We start from the raw sequence: 25,825 nt of genomic DNA on the forward strand, positions 1-25,825 counted from the left end.
AGGGCGGCCAAGGAAGGTTGAGTAAAGATGGTCGCGATCAGAGAGGCGGGTAGTGTGCTGAGAGTTCTGCAAATTCGCTGAGAGAGGGCGGTCATGGCAGGCTGGTGATGTTCAACGTCANGATGATCTGCGCGAGCACAAGAAGCTCGCTCTACGCCAAGCCGCATGACCAGTTTCATGATCGCCCATTTTGCAGAACTTGACGCACACAACCGAGAGGCGACGATCTGGCGGGTGGCGCGCCACAGCAGCGGGCGCCCGTCGCTCAAGGGGGAGAGACACCCAACTCCTGCGAGAGGGGTTCGGTCACAAGCGCGATGAGGAAGTGTGCAAGGATCCAAGGCCTTGCGATCCTTGGGTCCTTGGCGGGAGGAGAGCGCAGCCCGATCAGGCTCTTCAGGCGCTTGAAGGCGAGTTCGATGCGCCAGCGCATGCGGTAGAGCTTGAGGACCGTATCGGCGGGAAACTCCTCCCGGTCAAGCGAGGTCACAAGCAGGACGAAGCCGGCCGCAATCAGCGTCTGCGGTTGAACCTTGTTGCCCTTGGCCCTGGCTGATTTTGCGCCGCGCTTCTTGTGCCGCGGCCTCGGATTTGCGCAAGGCGATCAGGCGCATATTGACAGGCTCGCCCTTCTTGAGTGCCAGCCGGGCAGGCGTTTCGCAGACTTCCTCCCGGCAGTTCGCCAGGTAGCCGATGAGATCGAACGCCCTGCCGTTGGCGTCGAGCCATCGCGCGTTTTTCCACGACGCGCGCACAACAACATCGCCGCCTTGCGCCATCACCTTGGCGATCCGCTCGGCCTGCAGATAGGCGCGGTCACCGATGCGGATCTCGCCCGGCACCACCGGCACGCGGTCGATCAGCTCGGCCTCGCTCTGGTCGGTGATCTCGAGGAAGTCGAACTGCTCGCGCTCAAGCTCGAAGGCGCAGTGCATGCGCCAAGGACCATTGTTCTCATACGCACCGGCCTTGGCAACCGCTGTCGCATCGAGGATGCGGATCAGCCGGCCTTTGGCCAAACCTGCATCCTCGCGCTTCAAAAGGTGCCCAATCAACTGCTGCAGCCATGGTCCTGCATTGCGCAGCCGGCCAAGCAACGCCACGTCCGAAATGTCGGCAATCCCGCTCGCCGCCGCCCAGGCCACGACACCCCGCATGCCAACCTTGCCAAGGCAGTAAGCCAGTGTCAGGCGCAACAGGTCGCTCGCCGACCTGACGCCGCGCGGGCGCAGGAACGCCTTCGTCTCGCGGCACTTGCTGCGATCAACTCTTCGCCGCCGAGAAGCTCAATCGTCTCGGCCCAGCCGTCATCAACAAGCGATTCGTGTGTCATCGCAGTGTAGAATCACACCCGATTCCGCAGGGCAATACCTATCTTAGCGCCTATGCCCTTGTGGGGGGAGATGGCCGGCAGGCCAGAGGGGGGTGCTGTCCCTCCAGCGTTTCCTTAAATATGGATCGGCTTGAAGAACGTCGCCAGCGCCGCTTCCTTGACCGCTTCCGACATCGTCGGATGCGCGTGGCAGGTGCGGGCGAGGTCTTCCGAGGAGCCGCCGAACTCCATCAGCACCGCCGCCTCATGGATCATCTCGCCGGCGCCGAAGCCGACAATGTGGACGCCGAGCACGCGGTCGCTGGCTTTGTCGGCGAGGATTTTCACGAAGCCGTCTGTGTGCAGCATGGCGCGCGCGCGGCCGTTGGCGGTGAACGGGAATTTGCCGGTTTTGTAGTCGATGCCGGCCTTCCTCAGCTCTTCCTCTGTCTTGCCGACCGAAGCGATTTCCGGGCTGGTGTAGACGACGCTCGGAATGACGTCGTAATTCACATGGCCGGCCTGGCCGGCAATGGTCTCGGCCACCGCCACGCCTTCATCCTCGGCCTTGTGCGCCAGCATCGGCCCGGCGATGACGTCGCCAATGGCGTAGATGCCGGCCACGTTGGTCCTGAGATGCCCGTCGGTCTTGACCCGGCCGCGCTCGTCGACCTCGACGCCGGCTTCTTTCAACCCGAGGCTGTCGGAATAGGCCCGGCGTCCGGTCGAGATCAGCACCGCGTCGGCCTCGATGGTCTCGGCCGCACCACCCTTGACCGGTTCGAACGCAACGGCGGCGCCCTTTTTGGCCTTGGTCACCCCTGTCACCTTGGCGCCGAGCTTGAACTCGAAACCCTGCTTGGAAAGCAGGCGCTGGAACTGCTTGGAGACCTCGCCGTCCATGCCGCCCAGGATGGTGTCGAGGAATTCGACCACGGTGACCTTGGCGCCGAGCCGTGCCCAGACCGAGCCGAGCTCCAGACCGATGACCCCACCGCCGACCACCACCAGATGTCCCGGCACTTTCTCCAGCGACAGCGCGCCGGTCGACGATACGATCACCTTCTCGTCGATGTCGACCTTGACGCCGGGAATGCCGGCGACATCGGAGCCCGTGGCAATAACGATGTTTTTCGTCTCGATCTCCTCGACCTTGCCGTCCTCAGCCGTCACCAACACCTTGCCGGCCGCAACCACCTTCCCGGTGCCACGGAAACTATCGATCTTGTTTTTCTTGAACAGGAAGGCGACGCCATTGACGTTGGCCGAAACGGTCGCGTCCTTGTGCGCCATCATCTTCTTCAGATTGAGTTTCGGCGCCGGTATCTCGACGCCCAGCGCATCGAAGGAATGGCCGGCCTCGGCGAACATCTCCGAGGCATAAAGCAGCGCCTTGGATGGGATGCAGCCGATGTTCAGGCAGGTGCCGCCGAAAGTGGCGTTCTTCTCGACCACCGCGACCTTGAGCCCGAGCTGTGCCGCCTTGATGGCACAGACATAGCCGCCCGGTCCCGACCCTATGATAACGACATCATAAGCCATGTTCGTTTCCCTTAGCTTGGGGCTCAGCGGCCGCCGCTTACATTCAGGATTGCGCCCGTCGTGTAGGACGCTTCATCCGACAAAAGATAGAGAACGGCATGCGCGACTTCATCCGCCGTGCCGGCTCGTTTCATCGGCAGCATGTCGCGGAACCGCTCGACCCGGTCCGGCTGGCCGCCCGAAGCGTGGATCTCGGTGTCGATGATGCCCGGCCGTATCGCGTTGACGCGCACGCCTTCGGTCGCGACTTCGCGCGCCAGGCCGAGCGTAAAAGTGTCGATCGCCGCCTTGGACGCTGCATAGTCGACATATTCGCCGGGCGAGCCGTGTAGCGACGCAGCCGACGAGATGTTGACGATGGCGCCGCCCTGGCCGCCATGCTTGCTCGACATGCGCCTCACCGCCTCGCGGGCGCACAGAAACGAGCCGATGACATTGATGCGCATCATGCGCTCCAGCCGCGCCAGGCTCATCTCGTCGACACGCGCCTTGACGTCGACGACGCCGGCATTGTTGACCAGCGCGTCGAGCCGGCCATAGGCGCCATCGACGGCTTCGAACACGGCGACGATGTCAGCCTCGACGCCGACATCGCCCTTGATCGCTATCGCTTCACCGCCACCGGCCTCGATCTCGGCGACCAGCGCCTGGGCCGCGGCCTCGTTTGCGGCATAGTTGACCGCGACGCGGTAGCCGGCCTTCGCCGCAAGCCGGCAAGTGGCCGCACCAATGCCACGACTGCCGCCGGTGACCAGAAGAACTTTCTTCGCCGCGCTCATTCCTGGCAACCTTTCAGCAAAAACACATCCCACGGCAGTTTCGAAAAACCGATGGAGCCAAAGGCGGACGACATCTGCAACGATGGACCCAGATCGGGGAAGATCAGGCTCTGCGGCGCGTCCGTGCCTTCGGCCGCCAGCAACGCAATGTTGCCCTTGTCGTCGGCGCTGTAGACCACGCCCTGCCAGACCGTGCAGGCGGCAAGCTCGTCACCGGTGACGTCGCCGGTCGAGCATTTGTACATCAGCGAGCCATGCGGTCGCGAAACACCGGAGGTCCACATGACGATGCCGTCGAGGACGACACCTTTATCGAGCACCATCGTGAAGGAGTTGGTGACGGTGACCGCATCGGTCGTCGGCCGGAAATCGATGCCGGCATCGCTCTCGGCATCGCCATAGACAGCAAGCGCCAGCGGGCAGGCGGCATGCGCCTCGTAACCCGCTGCGAGAACAGCCAGCCCGGCCATAAATCCGATCATTGGCGAAGCGATGTTTGTCATGAATTGCTCTGGCTGCTCTCGCGGCCGTCGGCGTTTTCGAGCACCTCGAAATCGGTCATCAAGACCAGCGGCTCGCCGGCCGCATCCAGTCCCCAGAAGGAATAATAGTTCCCATCACCGAAGCCAGTGTCGAACATGGCTATATTAAGCGGATTTCCATCAACCGGATTATCCATGCGGAACTTGTCGAACGAGCATGCAACGTCAGCAAGATAGCTGTCGAGTTCCTCCTGGTCGGACATCAGCGTCAGAACCGACTTGTCCATGAACGAAGCAACATTATCATCGACAATAAATCCAGACTTCCAGGACGATGTGCCGACGTCGCGGACGAAGGCAGCCAACTCCCACCGCACCGGCAAGCCAGTGCCAAACCGCAATACCGCTGCAGCAACACGGCCTTGCGCCTCAAGCAACGTGACTGGATAGCATCCCGGCCTGACCTTACGGCTAAACACAGGCCGTTCCAGCCCGGTAATCAGTGGATCGCAAGCGATGATTTCGCCGGTCGGTAGCTCAAGCTCACCGATCGCGGTGACGATGATCTTCCGCTCCGCCATTTCGGCTTCGCTGAGAGCGAAGACACCGAGATTGCTGCTCGCCGGCGCCGAATCCCATTCAGTCGATGTCGCCGGCGGAGAGATGGCGGCGGAAGCCGCCGGCCGGGAACGCCTCAATACGCTACCCGCTACTCGACCCAGCTTGAACCCAAACCGCGCCAGCCAGCCGCTCATGACGGATCAGCTCCGATCACAAATCAAGCACCAGCCGTTCCGGATCTTCCAGGCTGTCCTTGACGCGGACCAGGAAGGTCACCGCTTCCTTGCCGTCGACGATGCGGTGATCGTAGCTGAGCGCCAGGTACATCATCGGCCGAATCACGATCTGGCCGCCGACCACGACGGGCCGGTCCTGGATCTTGTGCATGCCAAGAATGCCCGACTGCGGCGCATTGAGGATCGGCGTCGACATCAGCGAACCGTAGACGCCACCGTTGGAAATCGTGAACGTGCCGCCTTGCATGTCGGCGACCGACAGCTTGCCGTCGCGTGCGGCGATGCCCAGCCGGCCGATATCCTTCTCTATTTCGGCAATCGACATCTGATCGGCGTCGCGCACCACCGGCACGACGAGGCCCTTTTCGGTGCCGACGGCGACGCCGATATGGGCATAGTTCTTGAAGATAATGTCGGTGCCGTCGATCTCGGCATTGACCGAGGGGATCTCCTTCAAGGCGTGGGTGACGGCCTTGGTGAAGAAGCCCATGAAGCCGAGCTTCACGCCGTGCTTCTTCTCGAAGATGTCCTTGTACTTGGTCCTGAGCGCCATCACCGCCGACATGTCGACCTCGTTGAAGGTGGTCAGCATGGCGGCGGTCGACTGCGCTTCCTTCAGCCGGCGCGCAATGGTCTGGCGCAGCTTGGTCATGCGCACGCGCTCCTCGCGCGACGCATCGTCGCCCGAGGACGGCGCACGCACGGCGACCGGAGCCGGTGCGGCCTTCGGAATTTCGGCCGACTGCGACGGCGCGCCCTTGGAAATCGCGTCGAGCACATCGCCCTTCAGCACCTGGCCGCGCTTGCCCGAGCCAGAAACCTGGTCGACCGACAGATTGTTCTCGGCGATCAGCTTTGCGGCAGCTGGCGCCGGCGGCATTGTGCGCGGCTCGACCGGCCCGGCATCGCCGGCTATCTTGGCGGTCTCGGCCGCGGCCTGCTTGGTCGTATGTGCCGCGTCGGGGCTCGACGCCTGCGACACAGCTTGCGGCTTGGTCTCCTGCTTGGACGCCGGGGCGGCCGTGGCGACGCCTGCCGAGATCGAACCCAGCAACGCACCGACGCCGACGGTCTCGCCTTCCTTGGCGGTGATCTCGCCAAGCGTGCCGGCGGCGGCGGCAGGCACTTCCACCGTCACCTTGTCGGTTTCGAGCTCGACCAGCGGCTCGTCGACGGCAATGGCATCGCCGACCTTCTTGAACCACTTGCCGATGGTCGCCTCGGTGACGGATTCGCCGAGAGTGGGAACGCGGATTTCGGTAGCCATTGTGCTGTCCGTTTCTTCTCTGTCTGTTCTATTCGCCGGGTTTGTTCTATTCGCCGAGCGCGTCTTCGAGCAGGGCAGCGAGCTGCGCCAAATGCTTCGACATCAGACCGGTCGCCGGCGATGCCGCCGCCGGACGTCCGGTATAGCGCACCCGCTGATGCTTGGCGTCGATATGAGCCAGCACCCATTCCAGATACGGATCGATGAACGACCAGGCGCCCATATTCTTGGGTTCCTCCTGGCACCACACCATCTCCGCATTGCGGAAGCGCGACAGCTCGGTGATCAGCGCCTTGGCCGGGAACGGGTAGAGCTGTTCGACGCGCAAGAGATAGATGTCGTTGATGCCGCGCTTCTCGCGTTCCTCGTACAGGTCGTAGTAGACTTTGCCCGAGCACAGCACGACGCGGCGGATCTTGGAATCCTTGGTGAGCTTGATCGCCTGGTTCTGCAACAGCTGGGCATCGTCCCACAACAGCCGATGGAACGAGCTTTCGCCCGAAATTTCCGGCAGCGTCGACACTGCCCGCTTGTGGCGCAGCAGCGACTTCGGCGTCATCAGGATCAGCGGCTTGCGGAAGTCGCGCTTCAGCTGCCGGCGCAATATGTGGAAGTAGTTGGCCGGCGTGGTGCAGTTGGCGACTTGCATATTGTCTTCGGCGCAAAGCTGCAGAAAGCGCTCGAGCCGGGCCGAGGAATGCTCTGGACCCTGGCCTTCATAGCCATGCGGCAGCAGGCAAACCAGGCCTGACATTCTGAGCCACTTGCGCTCGCCCGACGAGATGAACTGGTCGAACACCACCTGGGCGCCGTTGGCGAAATCGCCGAACTGCGCTTCCCAGAGCGTCAGCGCCTTCGGCTCGGCCAGGCTGTAGCCATATTCGAAGCCAAGCACCGCCTCTTCCGACAGCATCGAGTTGATGACTTCGTAGCCGGCCTGCGCCGCCGACAGATTGTTGAGCGGGATGTAGCGGGTCTCGTCGCGCTGGTCGTAGAGCACGGAATGACGCTGCGAGAAGGTGCCGCGTTCGGAATCCTGGCCGGAGAGCCGGATCGGATTGCCGTCGAGCAGGATGGCGCCGAAGGCCAGCGCCTCGGCCGTCGACCAGTCGATGCCTTCGCCGGAGTCGATCGCCTGGCGGCGGTTTTCGAGGAAGCGGATGATGGTCTTGTGCGCCTCGAAACCCTTCGGCACCTCGGTCAGTTTCTTGCCGATGTCCTTCAGCACCTTGACCGGCACCGCGGTTTTCCCGCGGCGCTGTTCGTCCTGGTTGTCGGCGGTGCGCAGGCCGGACCAGGCACCGTCCAGCCAGTCGGCCTTGTTAGGCTTGTAGTGCTGGCCGACTTCCCATTCGGATTCCAGATGGGCGCGCCAGTCGGCCTTCATCTTGTCGAGTTCGGCCTGGCTGATGTGGCCCTCGGCGATCAGCCGCTCGCCATAGATCTGCACCGTCGTCTTGTGGTTGCGGATGTTGGCGTACATGATCGGCTGGGTGAAGGCTGGCTCGTCGCCCTCATTGTGGCCGAAGCGGCGATAGCAGAACATGTCCACCACCACCGGCTTGTGGAACTTCATGCGAAATTCGATCGCCACCTTGGTGGCATGCACCACCGCTTCCGGGTCGTCGCCATTGACGTGGAAGATCGGCGCCTCGATCATCTTGGCGACGTCGGACGGATAGGGCGACGAGCGCGAGAAGCGCGGATTGGTGGTGAAGCCGATCTGGTTGTTGATGATGAAATGCAGCGTGCCGGCGACGCGGTGGCCGCGCAACCCCGACAGGCCGAGGATTTCGGCAATCACACCTTGGCCGGCAAAGGCGGCATCGCCATGCAGAAGCAGCGGCAGCACCTTGGCGCGCTCTTCCAGCGGCACGATCTCCTCGCGGCTGCGGCCGAACAGATAGTCCTGCTTGGCGCGCGCCTTGCCCATCACAACCGGATCGACGATTTCCAGATGCGAGGGATTGGCGGTCAGCGACAGATGCACCTTGTTGCCGTCGAATTCGCGGTCCGACGAGGCGCCGAGATGGTACTTGACGTCGCCCGAGCCCTCGACCTCGTCAGGAGCGGCCGAGCCGCCCTTGAACTCGTGGAAGATGGCGCGGTGCGGCTTGGCCATCACCTGGGACAGCACGTTCAGCCGGCCGCGATGCGCCATGCCGAGCACGATCTCCTTCATGCCGAGCTGGCCGCCGCGCTTGATGATCTGCTCCAGCGCCGGGATCAGGCCTTCGCTACCATCGAGGCCGAAGCGCTTGGTACCCTTGTACTTGACATCGATGAACTGCTCGAAGCCTTCGGCCTCGACCAGCTTCTGCAGGATCGCTTTTTTTCCCGTAGCGGTGAAGGAAATCTCCTTGTCGGCACCCTCGATGCGCGCCTGGATCCAGGCCTTCTCCTCGGGATCGGAAATGTGCATGAACTCGACACCTAGCGTCGAGCAATAGGTGCGGGTCAGGATCTCCAGCATCTGCCGGATGGTGCCGAATTCGAGGCCGAGCACATTGTCGAGGAAGATCGGCCGGTCGTAGTCGGCTGCGGTAAAACCGTAATTTTCCGGCGACAGCTCGTTATAGTCCTCAAGCGGCTTGGCGATGCCGAGCGGGTCGAGATTGGCGTGCAGATGGCCGCGCATGCGGAAGGCGCGGATCATCATGATGGCGCGCACCGAATCGCGCGTCGCCTGATGCACGTCGGCATCCGATAGCACGACGCCATTGGTGACCGCCTTGTCCTTGACCTTCTTTTCCAGATGCTTCTCGACGATGCCCCAATTGCCGTCCAGCGCCGACACCAGTTCGCCATTGGCCTGCAGCGGCCAAGACGGCTTTGCCCAGGAAGCGCCCTTGGCGTTCTTGCGCACATCGCCGGCGNCGCCATTGGCCTGCAGCGGCCAAGACGGCTTTGCCCAGGAAGCGCCCTTGGCGTTCTTGCGCACATCGCCGGCGTCGTCCTTCAGCCCGGCGAAGAAGTCCTGCCATTCGGGGTTTACTGACTCTGGATCATCCTCATAGGAGGCATACAACGCGTCGATATAGTCGGCATTGCCGCCATACAGGAAAGAGGTGAGCGAAAATTGGTCGTTGGCCTGATCTTGTCTTGCCATTTTTGTCTGCGGAGCCTGGCTCCGTCTCCTTTTCAAAAGCGAATAGTGAGTAGCGAATAGCGAGTAGGGATTTTTTCCGGGTCGCGCCGTTACTCTCTTTTCCCTATTCACTATTCACTACTCGCTACTCACTTAGCCTTTGATCGCCTCGACCAGGGTCGTGCCCAGACGCGCCGGCGATGGCGATACCTTGATGCCGGCCGATTCCATCGCCGCGATCTTGTCTTCCGCGCCGCCCTTGCCGCCGGAGATGACCGCGCCCGCATGGCCCATGGTGCGACCGGCCGGCGCAGTGCGCCCGGCGATGAAGCCCGCCATCGGTTTCCTGCGGCCGCGCTTGGCCTCGTCCTTGACGAACTGCGCGGCGTCTTCCTCGGCCGAACCGCCGATCTCGCCGATCATGATGATCGACTTGGTCTCGTCGTCGGCAAGGAACATTTCGAGCATGTCGATGAACTCGGTGCCTTTTACGGGGTCGCCGCCGATACCGACGGCGGTGGTCTGGCCGAGGCCGACATTGGTGGTCTGGAACACTGCCTCATAGGTAAGCGTTCCCGAGCGCGAAACAACGCCGACCGAGCCCTTGCGGAAGATGTTGCCGGGCATGATACCGATCTTGCATTCGTCGGGGGTGAGCACGCCGGGGCAGTTCGGGCCGATCAGCCGCGAGGTCGAGCGGTCGAGCCGCGCCTTGACCCTGACCATGTCCATCACCGGAATGCCTTCGGTGATGCAGACGATCAGCGGGATCTCGGCTTCGATGGCTTCGAGGATGGCTTCGGCGGCGCCCGCCGGCGGCACATAGACAACCGAGGCATTGGCGCCGGTCTTTTCCTTGCCCTCGGCAACGGAAGCGAAGATCGGCAGGTTTTCGCCCTTGGCGCCGGTCCAGGTCTCGCCACCCTTCTTGGGATGGATGCCGCCGACCATCTTGGTGCCGTGATAGGCCAAGGCCTGCTCGGTGTGGAACGTGCCGGTCTTGCCGGTCAGGCCCTGAACCAGCACCTTGGTGTTCTTGTCGATGAGAATGGACATCGGAGCCCTTTTCTAAAAGCCGTTGATCGGGGAAGGCGAGACGCGCCGGTAGACGCCGCTCACCATGTCTTGCCAGCTGTCGCTGCCGGCAGGTTTGAAATGCAGTCGCATCCGGTAGGCATCGGCATTGTCGAAAATATACGTCACGCGCGCTGAGCCACGCGGCGACGACCGCTCCAGAACCAGCTCATCGCCGTTCCACGTTCCTGTGGCCGGCGAGGCCGGCACAAAACCCATGGAGTCGAACTGGTGCATGGTGAAGAGCCTGTTTGGCTGATCGAAGCCGAACACGATGTGCGAGCCGAACGAGACCGTGCCGTCGCGGCGCTGGCGATAGCGCTGGACCACGAACAGTCCGCCGAACTGTGCCTCTGCCAGCACGTCCGACGTCGCCGGTCCGCCATCGGCCCACTGCGTTTCCGCCACCTCTTCCTCGCCGCGCCACGCGCCGACCAGCGCCTGCAGGCGCTGGTGATCGGCCGAGAGCGAGAAGGCGTTCATGATCAGAGCCGCTTCAGGTCGGAGACGGTGAGGTCGCTCTTGGCGTTGCCGGTGTTGAGCGCCGTTGCCGGGTCGAACATCAGCACCACCGGCTCGGCGGTCAGCGACCGCGGCCGGTGCTCGACGCCGCGCGGCACGACGATGAAATCGCCCTCGCCGAGCTCGACCGGACCGTCGCGGAAATCGATGGCGATGCGCCCGCGCAGGACGAGGAAGGCTTCGTCCTCATGCTCATGCGCATGCCAGTCGAAGGTCTCGCCGAACTTGGCAACCTTCGCCTGGCTATCATTGAAGTCGCCGGCAATATGCGGATCGAAGACCTTGCTGATCTTCGCATCCGCCGCCTCGACGAGGTTTATCTTGCGCGGAGGCACAGGTTCATTCCTTTTTCGTCATTTGGCGTCTGCAATGTGCTGCTCATCAATCTCGTCTCTCAAGAAACGATCAGGCGGATGTCCGAGAACATTCTCTTTGCCATACATCCAGCCCCGCATTTTCATCGTAGATTTGAGCGGGCTTTTTCCTGTTCCAACAACAACGTACCACTCACGTCCAATCTCATCTGATGCCTGATAAAGCCAGAAACGCCGCCCATTCTCTATCTGCTCTGCGACGACACCCCGCACTTTGTAGTGCATCGATTTTTCGTCCAGCATCCAGTGATAGTGGCACCGCCAAAGGTACTGTTCGATTTCTTCGATGGAATACGGGCAGTGGTCAGGTAATAGATCAAGACTTTGTACCTCTTCTTCCCAGTGGAGGGGGAAGCCAGCCACCTAGCGCGCTCCTAGTTTCCTCAGCCCTTCACCGCCGCCACGATCTTCTTGGCTGCGTCGTCGAGATCGTCCGCCGACACCACGTTGAGGCCGCTGTCGTTGATGATCTTCTTGCCGAGTTCGGCATTGGTGCCTTCGAGGCGCACCACCAGCGGCACTTCCAGGCCGACTTCCTTGACCGCGGCAATCACGCCCTCGGCAATGATGTCGCACTTCATGATGCCGCCGAAGATGTTGATCAAGATGCCTTTGACCGCCGGATCCCGAGTGATGATCTTGAACGCCGCCGTCACCTTCTCCTTCGACGCGCCGCCGCCGACATCGAGGAAGTTGGCGGGCTCGGCGCCGTAGAGCTTGATGATGTCCATCGTCGCCATCGCGAGGCCGGCGCCATTGACCATGCAGCCGATATTGCCGTCGAGCGCGACATAGGCGAGGTCGTATTTCGACGCTTCGATCTCCTTCTCGTCCTCTTCGGTGGTGTCGCGCAATTCCATCAGTTCGGGGTGGCGAAACAGCGCGTTGTTGTCGAACGACACCTTGGCGTCCAGCACGCGCAGGCGGCCGTTTTTCATCACGATCAGCGGGTTGACCTCGAGCAGGCTCATGTCCTTCTCGACAAAGGCCTTGTAGAGGATCGGGAACAGCGTGCCGGCATCCTTGGCGGCATCGCCGGTGAGGCCCAGCGCTTCCACCAATATGTCGACGTCGATGGTCGTCACGCCGGCCAGCGGGTCGATGGCGCGGGTGATGATCTTTTCCGGCGTGTCGTGGGCGACGCCTTCAATGTCCATGCCGCCCTCGGTCGAGACGACGAAAGCGATGCGGCCGACCGAGCGGTCGACCAGGATCGACAGATAAAGCTCGCGATCGATGTCGGCGCCGTCCTCGATATAAAGGCGGTTGACCTGCTTGCCGGCCGGGCCGGTCTGCTTGGTGACCAGCGTGTGGCCGAGCATCTCATTGGCGTTGGCGACGACGTCGGCCACCGACTTCGCCAGCCGCACGCCCCCCTTGGCGTCGGGCGACAGTTCCTTGAACCTGCCCTTGCCGCGGCCGCCGGCATGGATCTGGCTCTTCACCACATAGAGCGGACCGGGCAGCGCTTGTGCCGCGGCTTCCGCCTCGCTTGCCTTGAACACCGGCACGCCCTCGGCCACCGGCGCGCCAAAGCTCTTCAGCAGCGCCTTGCCTTGATATTCATGGATGTTCATCTGGATGGTCTCCGGATCGGCTGCTTGGGGGGATCACTTCGAGGCGAGGTGCGGGGCGATCTTGACGCAGGCCTCGGTCAGGCCCTGCACCGTCGCCACCGAGGCGTCGAACATCTTCTGCTCGGCCTTGTTGAGGTCGATCTCGATGATGCGCTCGACGCCGCCGGCGCCGATCACAACGGGAACGCCGACATAGGTGCCCTTGACGCCATACTGGCCCGAGAGATGCGCCGCGCAAGGCAGCACGCGCTTCTTGTCCTTGAGGTAGGATTCGGCCATCGAGATCGCCGAGGCGGCTGGCGCGTAGAAGGCCGAGCCGGTCTTGAGCAGACCGACGATCTCGGCGCCGCCGTCGCGGGTGCGCTGGACGATCTGGTCGAGCTTTTCCTTCGAGGTCCAGCCCATCTTGATGAGATCGGGCAACGGAATGCCTGACACAGTGGAGTAGCGGATCATCGGCACCATGGAATCGCCGTGGCCGCCGAGCACGAAGGCGGTAACGTCCTCGACCGAGACCTTGAATTCCTCGGCTAGGAAATAGCGGAAGCGCGCGCTGTCGAGCACGCCGGCCATGCCGACGACATGGGTCTTGGGCAGGCCGGAAAACTTCTGCAGCGCCCAGACCATGGCGTCGAGCGGGTTGGTGATGCAGATGACGAAGGCCTTGGGTGCATATTTCTTCAGCCCGGCGCCGACCTGTTCCATGACCTTGAGGTTGATGCCCAGCAGATCGTCGCGGCTCATGCCTGGCTTGCGCGGCACGCCCGCGGTGACGATGCAAACGTCGGCGCCCTCGATGCCGGCATAATCATTGACGCCGGTCAGCCGGGAATCAAAACCGTCGACCGGCGACGACTGCGCGATATCGAGCCCCTTGCCTTGCGGAATGCCCTCGGCAATATCGAACAGCACCACGTCGCCGAGGTCCTTGAGGCCGATCATGTGAGCGAGCGTGCCGCCGATCATGCCGGAGCCGATGAGCGCTATCTTGTTGCGTGCCATGTGAGGAAATTTTCCCTTTGTCTGTGACGACGCCCAAAATCCCTGGCGATCTGTTGACGGCGTCGAGGAAGAGGCCGGAATGCTATGGTCTCAGCTAGATTTCGCCGCATCCAGTAGCCCCGGTGGAAAATATATTCAATCGATTATTTTCGAGTGAATGATTTCAATCGGTTAGAAACATTGGGACTTACGTAAACGTCAAAGTTTGTAGGCCAGCTTGGGAGATTTTATACAATGAGCGTGGAAATCAGAAGACTATATCCAGGCGATGACGCCCTTGTGAAGCGCATCGCCGAGGACGTGTTCGACGAGCCGGTCCGGGCAGACAGGCTTGCTGCCTACCTCGCCTCATCATCAGGTCATCTCATGATCGTGGCATTGGCCGGCGGCGTCGTCGACCAATGCCCCACAATCATCCACCGCCATCCCGACAAGGTCAACGGACTCTACTCGACGAAGTCGGCGTCTCACCCGCCTACCAGCGCCAAGGCATCGCGCGAAAAATGCTCGACGCGATGTTCGCGCTCGGCCGCGAGCAAAGGTTGCGGCGAAGCCTGTGTTGGAACCGAGCCGGACAATGTTCCATCGCGCGGGCTTTATGAAAAACGCAGGGAGGAGCATGGGCAGGCGGAGGCGTTTGTAATGTATGCGTATGACCTTTAGGCGTCGGCGGGACAGCGCCCCCCTCTGCCTTGCCAGGCATCTCCCCCACGAGGGGGGAGATCGGACGTCACGCGACCTTTCGCCAATCTCCAATGGCCGCAGGAATGAGCGGAGCGCCGAAACCGCCAATCTCCCCCCGTGTGGGGGAGATGTCCGGCAGGACAGAGGGGGGCGCGAAGGATCACTACATAATGACCTCTTCGAACCCTCAGACCTGCACTTCCGCCTTCGCCTTTTGCCGTTCCGCCCAGTCCTCCAGCCAATCCCGGCTCTGCATTTCGATCAGCCGCGAGGCCGTGCGCTCGAATTCGAACACCTCGTTGCCGCGCCTGGCCGTATAGAGCTCAGGGGGCGAGGCATCGGCGCTTACCACCAGCCGCGTGTGATGATCGTAGAGCGTGTCTATCAGGAGGATGAAGCGCTTGGCCTCGTTGCGCTTGCCTTCGCCCAGCACCGGCACGTGATCGATGAAGACGGTCGAGAAGCGGCCGGCAATCGCCAGGAAATCGCGCGCGCCGAGCGGCTTTTCGCAGAGATCGGCGAAGGAAAACCGCGCCGCATTGCCGGAAGCAGCCGGTATTCTCACCTGCCGCCCCTTGAGCGTCAGCGCGGTCTCGGCCGTTGCCGCCCCGTGCGTCATCGCCTGCCAGGCTTCGTCGAGCATACGATCGGCTTCGGCATCCCCCGGCGTGACATAGACAGGCGTGCGGGCGAGCTTTTCCAGCCGGTAGTCCTTGTCGGCATCGAGCGTCAGCACATGGGCGTGGCGCTCGAGAATGCTGATGAAGGGCAGGAAGAGTTGGCGGTTCAGCCCGTCGCGATAAAGGTCTTGCGGCGCGACATTCGAGGTGGCGACCAGAACCACGCCATTGGCGAACAGCGCCGAAAACAGCCGCGACAGGACCATCGCATCGGCAATGTCGGTGACCGAAAACTCATCGAAGCACAGCACCCAGGCCTGTTCGGCAAGCTGAAGCGCGACCGGCGGGATCGGGTCGTCCTCCTTGACGTCGCCGTTCTTGCGCGCCTGCCGGTGCTTCTGGATGCGGTCCTGCACATCGGCCATGAAGTCGTTGAAATGAACGCGGCGCTTGCGCCTGACCGGCAACAGCTCGAAGAACATATCCATCAGCATGGTCTTGCCGCGACCGACGCCGCCATGAATGTAGAGGCCCTTGACGACCTCGCGCGTCTCGCGCTTGCGGGCAAACAGCCAGCCGAGCGCGCTCGACTTGTGCGCCAGCCGCTTGACCGAGATCTCGTCGGTCAGCCGGTCGAGCGCGGCGGCGATGCGCTCCTGCGCCGCATCGCGCTCGATGGCGCCGGTTGCGACCAGATGGTCGTAGCGCTGCCTGACGGTCGCATGGGTCTGGAGGCCGTCACGCAGATGCATCGGTCACGTCGCTGTCTAGGGATAGGCAGCCTATCTTGTAAGCGATATCGGCAAGCCGTTGGTAGTCTGGCCGTCGAATTTCGAACCGCCCGAGGAATAGAGCCGCGCCAGCGTGCCGCCATTCTCGTCATAGAGCGTCAGCTGCTTGCCGGCGACGTTCCACGATTTGATGCCGTCGATGGGCGGCGGGCAATGCAGCGGCCCGGCGCGGAAGCCGGCGCCGAATTTGGTCTGCGGCGTCGCCACCTTGCAGCTCTGTCCGGACACGCTGGCGTTCCAGACGCCGGCAACGCTCGCAGCGGTAAGGTCGGAGGCTCCGGCCGGCGCCGATCCGTCCGGCGGCAGCGAGGCGACCTGCGCGCCTGCCGGCGCGGTCGGGAATTGCGATGGGTCGGTGGTGCCCGGCGCTGCCGGGGGCGGCAGTTGGCTTCCGCTCACCGTGCCGGCGGGCGCGGGCTGCAGCGGGGCGGGCTGCTGGTCATCCATCGATGAAAAACGCGAGGTCGAACAGCCGCTCGCAACGAGCGCTGCCAGCGATACGGCCATCAGCCCGCTTCTCGAAAAAATCATTCCAACCTCCGTCGGATCCGGCTGGGGGGAAGCCGTCCGCACAATCTCACCCCTCACCAAGATGGAGAAGGTGGCGAAATTTCAACCCGATATGGTTAAAATAGGGTTTGCACCACGAATTGTTGTAAATTTGTCGCAAAATGGCTGGCGCGACAAAAGGCATGTCTTCGCTCTAGCGCGGTTCCAACCGGTACATTGGTTGCGAAAGCGGCACCGGAGCCCGCAGCAGGTCGGCGCATCGGCGGTCGAGCGCAACTGCCGGCGCAAAACTGACTGAAGCGCTTGAGGCGCAAGGCCTGGCGCGTGAGCGGTTTCGCGCCTTGCGTCCGGGCGAGGTTTGGGACGTTCCCGAGATCGAGCGCGGCTGGAGTCTGCATTTGGCCGTTTACGGCACTGCCATTTTAGCCGATGGTCTATCGCAACAGGGGGAACAGATGAAATCAATCTTGGCAGTTTTGATCGCGCTGGTAATTTCGACGCCGGCCGCTTTCGCGGGTGAAATCACCGATCGCGCCGCTGAAGCCGAAAAGGCACTGCAGGCGGGTGATGGCGCCGGCGCGCTGGACAAATTCCGCAGCGCCGAGGACGCTCTGTGGCAAGCGATGCCGCTTGGCGTGCAAAATGTGAAGCATATCATGTCGGCCAGCGGCTTCGGCGCCTACGCTGAGCGCCCGAACCATGTCTACAAGCCGGGCGAAGAGATTGTGCTTTATATGGAGCCGGTCGGTTACGGCTACGGCTCGGATGGGCTCGGCAACAACCAGATCGCGCTTTACGTTGACCTTACTGTGCTTTCCCAGTCGGGCGAGAAGCTGGGAACCGTCGAAAAGCTTGGCCGGGTCCAGCTCGCCTCGCGCTCGCATAACCGAGAGATGTTCTTCAAATTAAACGTCTCCCTGGATGGCGTTCCCCCCGGCAAATACCGCGCGGATTTCCTCATGCACGACGAGAACTCGCAAAAGACGGCGCCTTTCACGACCGACTTCGAGATTGCCGAATAGCGCGCCCAGTCGGAAAGAGCCTCGCGGCAACGGAACCAGAGCGCCGCAGATGCGTTCTTAAGCCGGCTGCAGGCCAGTCAATTTGCGAGGCATTGTCCATGATCAAATGGATCATCATTCTTCTCATCGTTGCTGCCGCCGCCAGCCTGCTCGGCATGCCGGCGCTGGCCGGTGCCGCCGCCACCGGCGCGCGCGTGCTGATCGGCATCGTTCTCGTCATCTTCCTGCTGATCGTGCTCGGCGTTTTCGCGGTAACCTAAACGCAGCCCACACTGGTAATTCCCGCCCGTTTCCGCCATATAGCGGCGAAACGTACAGGAATTACCTCAGATCATGGCAGGCACTGCCCCCTTCGCCAAGATGAACGGCATCGGCAACGAAATCATCGTCGCCGACATGCGTGGCCGTGCCGATAGGGTCACGGCGGCGTCGGCTGTCGCGCTGAACGCCGATGCGGCGACTAGGTTCGACCAGATCATGGCGATCCACGATTCGCGCACGCCGGGCACCGCGTTTTACATCGACATTTTGAATTCCGACGGCTCGGGCGCGCAGGCCTGCGGCAACGGCATGCGCTGTGTCGTCCAGGCGCTGGCCGCCGAAACCGGCCAGAAGACTTTCACCTTCGAGACCCGCGCCGGCATCCTCAACGCCGTCGAACATGCCGACGGCACCATCTCGGTCGACATGGGCACTCCGCGCTTTGGCTGGCAGGACATTCCGCTGGCCGAGGAATTCCGCGACACCCGCATGATCGAGTTGCAGATCGGCCCCATCGACGCGCCGGTGCTGCATTCGCCTTCGGCTCTCTCGATGGGCAACCCTCACGCTATCTTCTGGGTCGACAACGATGTCTGGTCCTACGAACTCGAGCGTTTCGGCCCGCTGCTCGAAAACCATCCGATCTTCCCCGAGCGCGCCAACATCACCATCGCCCAGGTAACGTCGCCGGAGACGATGATCATCCGCACTTGGGAGCGCGGCGCCGGCCTGACCAGGGCTTGCGGCTCGGCCGCTTGCGCTTCCGTCGTCGCCGCTGCCCGCACCCGGCGCACCGGCCGCAGCGTTACGCTGATGACGCCCGGCGGCGGCTCGCTGCATGTGGAATGGCGCGACGACGACCACGTCATCCTGACCGGCGCTGCCGAATGGGAGTTTTCCGGCAATTTCGATCCGTCGACCGGCACCTGGGCCCGCGACACCGAAAGCGCGGCCTGATGTCTGCGCTTGCCGATACCAAGGGCCCCAACTCCCAAGGCATAGACGTCGTCACCTTTGGCTGCCGTCTCAACACCTATGAATCCGAAGTGATGCGCCGCGAGGCCGAAAGCGCAGGTCTCGGCGCGCTCAAAGGCGGCGCCATTATCTTCAACACCTGCGCCGTCACCGCCGAAGCGGTGCGCCAGGCCAGGCAGTCGATCAGAAAGGCCCGCCGCGAAAATCCGGCGGCGCGCATCATCGTCACCGGCTGCGCCGCGCAAACCGAACCGCAGAATTTTGCCGCCATGGACGAGGTCGACCTCGTGCTTGGCAACGAAGAGAAGCTGAAGGCCAACTCCTACCGCGCGCTGCCGGATTTCGGCGTCAACGACAGCGAGAAGGCGCGCGTCAACGACATTTTCTCGGTGCGCGAGACCGCCGGCCACATGGTCGACGCCATTGACGGCCGGGCACGTGCTTTCGTCCAGGTGCAGAACGGCTGCGACCATCGCTGCACCTTCTGCATCATCCCCTATGGCCGCGGCAACTCACGCTCGGTGCCGATGGGCGCGGTTGTCGAGCAGGTCAAGCGTCTCGTCGGCAACGGCTACGCCGAGATCGTGCTGACCGGCGTCGACATGACCTCTTTCGGCGCCGACCTGCCGGGCGCGCCGAAGCTGGGAAAGCTGGTGAAGACCATCCTGAAGCAGGTGCCTGATGTGAGGCGGCTGCGGCTGTCCTCCATCGATTCGATCGAGGCCGACGACGATCTGCTGGACGCCATCGCCACCGAGCCCAGGCTGATGCCGCATCTGCATCTGTCGCTGCAATCAGGTGACGACATGATCCTGAAGCGCATGAAGCGCAGGCATTTGCGCGACCAGTCGATCCGCTTCTGCGAGGATGTGCGCAAATTGCGCCCGGCAATCGTCTTCGGCGCCGACATCATCGCCGGCTTCCCGACCGAGACCGAGGAAATGTTTCAGAATTCGATAAAGATCGTCGAGGAATGTGGGCTGACGCACCTGCATGTCTTCCCGTTTTCGCCGCGCGAAGGCACGCCCGCCGCGCGCATGCCGCAGGTCCGCCGCGAATTGGTCAAGCAGCGCGCGGCCCAGCTGCGCGCCGCTGGTGAGGCTGCGTATCGCCGCCATCTGTCGTCGCTTCCCGGAACGCGCCAAACGATCCTTATCGAGCGCGACGGCGTCGGCCGCACCGAAGGGTTCACGCTTGCCGGGCTCGGCACAGGCGCGCCGGGCGAGATCGTCGAGGCAGACATCACCGGCCATGACGGCGTGCGCCTGATAGCGGCCCCGCTCACTGCCCGCGCCGCCTGCGACGATTGAAGCATGGCCGGTTTTTTCAAGAACATATTTTCGTTCGGCAAGAAGGAAGTCGTCGAGGAGCGCATCGACGAAACCGCTCCCCTGCCGCCGATCAAATGGGATGCGCTTGAGGCGCTGAAGCCGGCGGCCGAGCAGGTCGTTCCGGAGTTCTTGAAGCGCGAGGAGCCCGAGCCGCCGACGCCCCACCCTCCCCTCGATGGGGAGGGTCGCCACGAAGTGGCGGGGAGGGGTGAGAGCGCCGACGCCGACGCCACTCACCCCCACCCCCAAGCTTCGCTTGGGGCCTCCCCCATCGAGGGGGAGGTAAAGCCTGCGCCGCAGTCGGCGCCAGAAGAACCGAAGCCCGAACCCACGCCGACCATCCCGCCCGCGCCGGAACCGGTCGTCCCATCCGAGCCGGAACCGTTGCCGGAGCCCGCGCCGGTAGAAGAACCGCAGCCTGAGCCGGAGATACCCGAGCCGCCTGCACCGGAAGAAGTTCCTGCGCCGCCAGCCGTTCCGGAGCCGGCTCCCGAGCCGCAGCCCCAAGAAGTGCCGCCGGCGCCGGCCGAGCCGGAGATCGAACCATCGCGTCCGGAACCGCAGCTGGAGCCCGCTCCCGTCGAAGTGCCGACGCCTGCCGAGACTCCCGCAGAACCGGCCGCCCCGATCGAAGTGCCGCAACCGTCCGCGCCTCCCGCACAGCCTACCTCAGAGGTCAGCGCCGCCCCTCATCCGCCTGCCGGCACCTTCTCCCCGTATAGCCACGGGGAGAAGGACGAGGCGACCCACCCTCCCCTCGATGGGGAGGGTCGACGCGAAGCGGCGCGGTGGGGTGACAGCGCTGACGCCAGCGCAAATCACCCCCACCCCCAAGCTTCGCTTGGGACCTCCCCCATCGAGGGGGAGGTAAAGCGCACTCCGGTCGAAGCCACACCCGCGCCGGTCGAAGTCCGGGCTGCCACGGCGGGGGTTGCGCCCATGCCTGAACCGGGTTTTCCGCCGACACCACAGCCGACACCGTCAGTCGGCAAAGTCACCGTCACCAAAAAGGTCGAGCAGAAAGCCGAGCCGCAAAAGGCGCCCGAACCGGCGCCGCGACGCTCCTGGTTCCAGCGCATGCGCGACGGGCTTGCCCGCTCCTCGAAAGAACTCACCGGCAACATCGCCGGCGTCTTCACCAAGCGCAAGCTCGACGAGGAGACGCTGCAGGATCTGGAGGACGTGCTGATCCGTGCCGATCTGGGCATGGAAACAGCCTTGCGCGTCACCGATGCCCTCGCTGCCAGCCGCTACGGCAAGGATGTCTCCGACGCGGATGTCCGCACCATCATGGCGGCCGAGGTGGAGAAGGTGCTGGCCCATGTCGCCATGCCGCTGGAGCTCGACCTGTCGCACAAGCCGCATGTCATTCTGGTGGTCGGCGTCAACGGCACCGGCAAGACCACGACCATCGGCAAGCTCGCCGCCAAACTGACCGATGGTGGCCTGTCGGTGATGCTGGCCGCCGGCGATACCTTTCGCGCTGCAGCCATCGAGCAGCTGAAGATCTGGGGCGAGAGGACGAAGTCTCCGGTCATCGCCTCGAAGATCGGCGCGGATGCCGCCGGCCTTGCCTACGACGCTTTCGAACGCGCCAAGGAGGCCGGCTCCGACGTACTGATCATCGACACCGCCGGCCGGCTGCAAAACAAGACCGAACTGATGGCGGAGCTGGAAAAGATCGTGCGCGTGCTGGGCAAGCTCGATCCGGAAGCGCCGCATACCGTGCTGCAGACGGTCGACGCCACCACCGGCCAGAATGCGCTCAATCAGGTCGAGATCTTCCGCAATGTCGCCGGCGTCAACGGCCTGGTGATGACCAAGCTGGACGGCACGGCGCGCGGCGGTATTCTGGTCGCGATCGCGGCAAAGCACAAACTGCCGGTCTATTTCATCGGCGTCGGCGAACAGGTCGACGACCTCGAACCATTCTCGGCCGGCGAATTCGCCAGGGCGATCGCCGGCGTAGCGTAACAGGCAATGATCCCGAAGAGCTGACGGCTTTTTGGACAAGATCATGCGTCAGAAGGAAGTCATGAACCCACCCATCCTCGAACGCGACCCGTCCGACCCGCGAAAGAAGAAAGAAAGCGTCAATCCGCTGCTCAAGCTGGTGCTGGAACTCGGGCCGCTGATGGTGTTCTTCTTCGCCAATGCACGCGGCGCCTGGCTGGTGCAGAAATTTCCTGTCCTGGCCGAATTCGGCGGGCCGATCTTCGTCGCCACCGGCCTGTTCATGGCGGCGACCGCGATCGCGCTGATCGCCTCCTGGCTGCTGCTGCGCACCTTGCCGATCATGCCGATGGTCTCGGGCGTCGTCGTCTTCATCTTCGGCGCGCTGACGCTCTATCTGCAGGACGACGTGTTCATCAAGATGAAGCCGACCATCGTCAACACCCTGTTCGGCGGCGTGCTGCTCGGCGGTCTGTATTTCGGCCGATCGCTGCTCGGCTATGTCTTCGATTCGGCCTTTCGCCTCGATGCCGAAGGCTGGCGCAAGCTGACTTTCCGCTGGGGCCTGTTCTTCCTGTTCCTGGCTCTTGCCAATGAAGTGGTGTGGCGGAATTTTTCCACCGACTTCTGGGTTACCTTCAAGGTCTGGGGCATCATGCCGATCACCCTGTTGTTCACCTTCAGCCAGATGCCGCTGATCCTGCACCATTCGATCGAGGATAAGGCCGAGAAGGTGGAAGAAGCCGGCAAGTAGAGCAATTCCAGGAAAAGTGTGAAGCGGTTTTCCGTCCGGAATTGCGTCCGAATAAACGGAGACGGCCATGGAATTCGTCACCACGCGCGACGAACTGAGGACGATCTACAAGACCCCGCGGCCGACCGACGCCTCAATGCGCAAGGAACTCCGGGCGCTCGACGGCCACTGCCGCTCCTTCATCGGCAAGAGCCCCTTCGTGCTGATTGGTTCTTCCGACGGCGCCGGAAATTCCGACGTGACGCCGAAAGGCGACAGGCCGGGCTTCGCCCTTGTCCTAGACGACACGACCATCGCCATTCCCGACCGGCCCGGCAACAACCGGCTGGACACGCTGGAAAACATCCTGCTCAACCCTTCGGTCGGGCTGCTTTTTCTCATCCCCGGCATGAACGAGACGCTGCGCATCAATGGCGACGCCCGCATAACCGTCGATGCCGGTTTGCGCGAGCGCCTCACCGTCGACGGCAAGCAACCGCAAAGCGTCGTCGTGGTGAGCGTCAAGGCCGCTTACATGCACTGCGCCAAGGCCTTCATGCGCTCCGAATTGTGGAAGCCGGACAGCTGGCACGACCGCGCGACATTGCCGACGCTCGGTCAGATCCTGTCCGATCAGATGGCGCATGCCGAAACTGCCGACGATTTCGACCGCTCGCTGGACGAAGCCTACAGCAAGACCCTGTGGTAGATTTCGGGTACGATTCGCCATTGCGGTCCTTTGCCCGTGATCGAACTCCTCGCCATCTCCGGCAGCCTGCGCGCCGCCTCGACCAATTCGGCGCTGCTGGCGGCGCTGTCCGCGAACGCGCCTTCGGATTGCCGCGTAACTGTCTATGACGGGCTCGGCCTGCTGCCGATCTTCAACCCGGATGACGAAGGCGAGCGCACACCGGCCGAGGCCATGCGGCTGATCGAGGCCGTCACCAGCGCCGACGGCATCATCGTCTCCTGCCCCGAATATGCCCATGGCGTGCCCGGCGGCATGAAAAACGCGCTCGACTGGCTGGTCTCGCGCGACGCCGCAGTCGGCAAGCCCGCCATGCTGGCCCACGCCTCCGCGCGCTCGCTCTACGCCCGCGCAGCGCTTGCGGAGATCATGCGGACGATGTCGTTTGCGCTTTGTGAGGACGCGGTTCTGGAGATTGCCTTGCTCGGCAAGAAACCGCCGGAGATGGAAGCGATCCTGGGAGAGAACGAGAACCTGCGGGCCATGCGCGAAGCGGTGCAGGTTTTCGCGAGTTTTATACGCGCAGACGTTGCCTCGTCATCCTAGGGCGGAGCAAGGAGCGAAGCGACGCGGCGCAGACCCTAGGATGACGAACGAAAGGGTGCGGCCGCACCCCAACGTGCCGCTGTGCTACCCCTTCCGCAACGTCTCGACATCGGTCACACCGACATACCAGTCGCGCGCGTTGACCTCTTCGAACACCACCCAGACGTCGTCATTGCTAAGCCCGGTGGCGTCCATGATGGCCGCCGTGACCTTTTTGGCAATGTCGGCCTTCTTGCCAGCGGGATCAGCGGCGATCACTTCCTTGACGATGCGGATGTTGACGAATGGCATGATGTCCTCCCTTGAATTGTGTCTGATACCGCCGCGCCGCGGCTCCGAAATCCGCTCCGGCGAACCGCTTGGCGGTGGTTCCGGCGGCCGCAGCGCAACAGGCGCCGCCGGCAGGCGCAGAAACGCCATCAAGGCCGCCAGAGAAGCGTTTGCAGCAGCCTCAATACGTCTTCGCCCCGTTCACCATCAGCCGCACCATGTAGAGCGACGTGGTGCCGGCGATGTAGAGGCAGTTCAGCTTGTTGCCGCCGAACACGCAATTGGCGGTCACTTCCGGCACCTTGACCTTGCCGATCAGCGTGCCGTCGGGATCGTAGCAATGGATGCCGTCGGCGGCACTGGTCCAGATGCGGCCGGCCTCGTCGAGCCGGAAGCCGTCGAATAGGCCGGCCGTGCAGTCAGCGAACACCTTCCCGCCCGAGACCTTCTTGCCGTGCTTGCCGACGTTGAAGACCCGCATATGCGCGGGGTTCTGCGCGCCATGGGTGCGGCCGGTGTCGACGACATAGAGCTGGCTTTCATCCAGTGAAAAGGCAAGCCCGTTCGGCCGGACCATGTCGGTGATGACGGCCTCGACCTCGCCCGTATCCGGATCGACCCGGTAGACATTGCAAGCGCCGATCTCGCTTTCGGCCTTGTCGCCCTCATAGTCGGTGTCGATGCCGTAGCTCGGATCGGTGAACCAGATCGAGCCGTCGGATTTCACGACCGCGTCATTGGGCGAATTCAGCCGCTTGCCTTTCCATTCGGCCGCGATGGTGGTGACGGAACCGTCATGCTCGGTGCGGCTGACGCGGCGGCCGGAATGCTCGCACGTCACCAGTCGGCCCTGGCGGTCGACGGTGTTGCCGTTGGAATTGCCGGAGGGCTGACGGAAGACGCTGACATTGCCGTCGGTCTCGTCATAGCGCAGCATGCGGTTGTTGGGGATGTCGGACCAGACGACATAGCGGCCGGCGGCGAACCAGGCCGGCCCTTCCGCCCACTGACATCCGGTAAACAGCTTTTCCACCTGGGCGTTGCCGTTGAACAGCCGCGCGAAACGTGGATCGAGAATTTCGTAATAGTCTGCGGTCGCCATGCATTTCCTCCGGGCATCACGTGACCCGCGGATCAAGCCAGCCTGCGGGCGCGATGGCAAGGTGGCGCAGGCGCAATTGTAAGACAAAAGGTGCCCGGCCGGCATGGCCCGCCAGCCTGCCCGGCCGTTTATGGTGCTGTTAGCGCTGTATTAACCTGCTATGCGCCCTGCGCAATGGTGCATTGCAACATCTTCTTTTTGCATCGCACCATTCCTATGTCATGTTGCGAACGACCAAGGGAGGAACAAATTCACCGCTGATATGCGGTACGAAAGGACCCTTGCTATGGCTTTTGACAACCTCTTCTCCCGCGCGCGCACCTCGATGGCCAAGCGCCGCCACTACAACCGCCTCGTCGCGGAAATCGAAAACCTGACGAGCCGCGATCTGGCCGACCTGCGCGCCGACCGCTCGGAAATGCTCTACCAGGTCCACAGGCAGATCTACGGCTGAGCATTTCAG

Annotated in this window: 28 protein-coding genes; 10 read left to right on the forward strand and 18 right to left on the reverse strand. The window is 62.9% G+C overall.

The window, feature by feature from the left end; all coding sequences use genetic code 11:
• Positions 1–265: 265 nt before the first annotated feature.
• The 14 genes from X728_RS0135330 to mdh form a co-directional block, all read right to left on the reverse strand.
• On the reverse strand, positions 266–517 hold the full coding sequence (locus X728_RS0135330) for a transposase (RefSeq protein ID WP_031195598.1): 252 nt from the start codon (positions 515–517) through the stop codon (positions 266–268).
• A complete protein-coding gene (locus X728_RS150500; protein ID WP_023831859.1) occupies positions 477–1,157 on the reverse strand; it encodes a hypothetical protein in 681 nt (226 codons plus the stop codon). The genes X728_RS0135330 and X728_RS150500 overlap by 41 nt, the downstream gene beginning before the upstream one ends.
• 290 nt (positions 1,158–1,447) lie before the next feature.
• Positions 1,448–2,854, reverse strand: coding sequence for a dihydrolipoyl dehydrogenase (gene lpdA / locus X728_RS150495; protein ID WP_023683872.1), 1,407 nt, complete (start codon positions 2,852–2,854; stop codon positions 1,448–1,450).
• Between the two features lie 23 nt (positions 2,855–2,877).
• Positions 2,878–3,633, reverse strand: coding sequence for an SDR family oxidoreductase (locus X728_RS150490; RefSeq protein WP_023831860.1), 756 nt, complete (start codon positions 3,631–3,633; stop codon positions 2,878–2,880).
• Positions 3,630–4,136 carry a hypothetical protein gene (locus tag X728_RS150485; RefSeq protein ID WP_023831861.1) on the reverse strand — a complete coding sequence of 169 codons (507 nt, stop codon included), beginning with the start codon at positions 4,134–4,136 and terminating at the stop codon, positions 3,630–3,632. Before X728_RS150485 ends, X728_RS150490 begins: the two co-directional genes overlap by 4 nt.
• A complete protein-coding gene (locus X728_RS150480; RefSeq protein WP_031195599.1) occupies positions 4,133–4,870 on the reverse strand; it encodes a DUF4241 domain-containing protein in 738 nt (245 codons plus the stop codon). Before X728_RS150480 ends, X728_RS150485 begins: the two co-directional genes overlap by 4 nt.
• A gap of 16 nt (positions 4,871–4,886) precedes the next feature.
• Positions 4,887–6,179 (reverse strand): 2-oxoglutarate dehydrogenase complex dihydrolipoyllysine-residue succinyltransferase, encoded by a 1,293-nt coding sequence (gene odhB, locus X728_RS150475; protein WP_023831862.1) that lies wholly within the window; start codon positions 6,177–6,179, stop codon positions 4,887–4,889.
• 46 nt (positions 6,180–6,225) lie between these two features.
• A complete protein-coding gene (locus X728_RS150470; protein WP_023831863.1) occupies positions 6,226–9,288 on the reverse strand; it encodes a 2-oxoglutarate dehydrogenase E1 component in 3,063 nt (1,020 codons plus the stop codon).
• Between the two features lie 132 nt (positions 9,289–9,420).
• Positions 9,421–10,323, reverse strand: a complete 903-nt coding sequence (gene sucD, locus X728_RS150465) for a succinate--CoA ligase subunit alpha (RefSeq protein WP_023831864.1) — start codon at positions 10,321–10,323, stop codon at positions 9,421–9,423.
• Positions 10,324–10,335: 12 nt separating this feature from the next.
• Entirely contained in the window at positions 10,336–10,824 is a 489-nt protein-coding gene (locus tag X728_RS150460) for a DUF1579 family protein (RefSeq protein WP_023831865.1), read from the reverse strand.
• A 2-nt stretch (positions 10,825–10,826) separates the two neighbouring features.
• Positions 10,827–11,198: a cupin domain-containing protein gene (locus tag X728_RS150455; RefSeq protein ID WP_023831866.1), complete on the reverse strand. Its 372-nt coding sequence runs from the start codon at positions 11,196–11,198 to the stop codon at positions 10,827–10,829.
• A gap of 18 nt (positions 11,199–11,216) precedes the next feature.
• Positions 11,217–11,600: a hypothetical protein gene (locus tag X728_RS150450; RefSeq protein ID WP_155923990.1), complete on the reverse strand. Its 384-nt coding sequence runs from the start codon at positions 11,598–11,600 to the stop codon at positions 11,217–11,219.
• 20 nt (positions 11,601–11,620) lie between these two features.
• A complete protein-coding gene (sucC, locus tag X728_RS150445) occupies positions 11,621–12,814 on the reverse strand; it encodes an ADP-forming succinate--CoA ligase subunit beta (RefSeq protein WP_023831868.1) in 1,194 nt (397 codons plus the stop codon).
• Positions 12,815–12,847: 33 nt separating this feature from the next.
• Positions 12,848–13,816, reverse strand: coding sequence for a malate dehydrogenase (mdh, locus tag X728_RS150440; RefSeq protein ID WP_023670541.1), 969 nt, complete (start codon positions 13,814–13,816; stop codon positions 12,848–12,850).
• A gap of 401 nt (positions 13,817–14,217) precedes the next feature.
• Between mdh and X728_RS1000000171595 the strand changes: the two genes are divergently transcribed.
• Positions 14,218–14,418, forward strand: a complete 201-nt coding sequence (locus X728_RS1000000171595) for a GNAT family N-acetyltransferase (protein ID WP_245266151.1) — start codon at positions 14,218–14,220, stop codon at positions 14,416–14,418.
• A gap of 269 nt (positions 14,419–14,687) precedes the next feature.
• On the opposite strand, the gene zapE is transcribed toward X728_RS1000000171595, so the two are convergent.
• Together zapE and X728_RS150430 are read right to left on the reverse strand one after the other, a co-directional pair.
• Entirely contained in the window at positions 14,688–15,872 is a 1,185-nt protein-coding gene (zapE, locus tag X728_RS150435; RefSeq protein ID WP_023831869.1) for a cell division protein ZapE, read from the reverse strand.
• 30 nt (positions 15,873–15,902) lie between these two features.
• Positions 15,903–16,442 (reverse strand): protease inhibitor Inh/omp19 family protein, encoded by a 540-nt coding sequence (locus X728_RS150430; protein ID WP_023687689.1) that lies wholly within the window; start codon positions 16,440–16,442, stop codon positions 15,903–15,905.
• A gap of 377 nt (positions 16,443–16,819) precedes the next feature.
• On the opposite strand from X728_RS150430, the gene X728_RS150425 reads away from it, so the two are divergent.
• The 8 genes from X728_RS150425 (at position 16,820) to X728_RS150390 (ending at position 23,990) form a co-directional block, all read left to right on the forward strand.
• On the forward strand, positions 16,820–17,443 hold the full coding sequence (locus tag X728_RS150425; RefSeq protein WP_245261720.1) for a hypothetical protein: 624 nt from the start codon (positions 16,820–16,822) through the stop codon (positions 17,441–17,443).
• A 98-nt stretch (positions 17,444–17,541) separates the two neighbouring features.
• Positions 17,542–17,703: a DUF1328 family protein gene (locus X728_RS1000000169020; protein ID WP_023683859.1), complete on the forward strand. Its 162-nt coding sequence runs from the start codon at positions 17,542–17,544 to the stop codon at positions 17,701–17,703.
• A gap of 73 nt (positions 17,704–17,776) precedes the next feature.
• Positions 17,777–18,661, forward strand: a complete 885-nt coding sequence (dapF, locus tag X728_RS150415; RefSeq protein WP_023687687.1) for a diaminopimelate epimerase — start codon at positions 17,777–17,779, stop codon at positions 18,659–18,661.
• The gene (mtaB, locus tag X728_RS150410) at positions 18,661–19,989 is read left to right on the forward strand and encodes a tRNA (N(6)-L-threonylcarbamoyladenosine(37)-C(2))-methylthiotransferase MtaB (RefSeq protein ID WP_031195600.1); all 1,329 of its coding nucleotides are present in this window, start codon (positions 18,661–18,663) and stop codon (positions 19,987–19,989) included. Before dapF ends, mtaB begins: the two co-directional genes overlap by 1 nt.
• Before the next feature lie 3 nt (positions 19,990–19,992).
• On the forward strand, positions 19,993–21,984 hold the full coding sequence (gene ftsY, locus X728_RS150405; protein ID WP_023831871.1) for a signal recognition particle-docking protein FtsY: 1,992 nt from the start codon (positions 19,993–19,995) through the stop codon (positions 21,982–21,984).
• A gap of 61 nt (positions 21,985–22,045) precedes the next feature.
• On the forward strand, positions 22,046–22,717 hold the full coding sequence (locus tag X728_RS150400; RefSeq protein WP_023687683.1) for a septation protein A: 672 nt from the start codon (positions 22,046–22,048) through the stop codon (positions 22,715–22,717).
• Positions 22,718–22,784: 67 nt separating this feature from the next.
• Entirely contained in the window at positions 22,785–23,405 is a 621-nt protein-coding gene (locus X728_RS150395; RefSeq protein ID WP_023831872.1) for a pyridoxamine 5'-phosphate oxidase family protein, read from the forward strand.
• Between the two features lie 36 nt (positions 23,406–23,441).
• Positions 23,442–23,990 (forward strand): NADPH-dependent FMN reductase, encoded by a 549-nt coding sequence (locus X728_RS150390; RefSeq protein WP_023821954.1) that lies wholly within the window; start codon positions 23,442–23,444, stop codon positions 23,988–23,990.
• Positions 23,991–24,074: 84 nt separating this feature from the next.
• Here the strand turns inward: X728_RS150390 and X728_RS1000000172270 are convergent, their stop codons facing one another.
• Positions 24,075–24,281 (reverse strand): 4-oxalocrotonate tautomerase family protein, encoded by a 207-nt coding sequence (locus X728_RS1000000172270; RefSeq protein ID WP_023683852.1) that lies wholly within the window; start codon positions 24,279–24,281, stop codon positions 24,075–24,077.
• A 160-nt stretch (positions 24,282–24,441) separates the two neighbouring features.
• Positions 24,442–25,362, reverse strand: a complete 921-nt coding sequence (locus X728_RS150380; protein WP_023671738.1) for an SMP-30/gluconolactonase/LRE family protein — start codon at positions 25,360–25,362, stop codon at positions 24,442–24,444.
• 286 nt (positions 25,363–25,648) lie between these two features.
• On the opposite strand from X728_RS150380, the gene X728_RS1000000171035 reads away from it, so the two are divergent.
• The gene (locus X728_RS1000000171035) at positions 25,649–25,816 is read left to right on the forward strand and encodes a hypothetical protein (protein WP_023671737.1); all 168 of its coding nucleotides are present in this window, start codon (positions 25,649–25,651) and stop codon (positions 25,814–25,816) included.
• Positions 25,817–25,825 lie beyond the last annotated feature (9 nt).

Origin of the sequence: Mesorhizobium sp. L103C119B0, assembly GCF_000502235.1 — a bacterium.
In the GTDB taxonomy this organism is placed as follows: Bacteria; Pseudomonadota; Alphaproteobacteria; order Rhizobiales; family Rhizobiaceae; genus Mesorhizobium.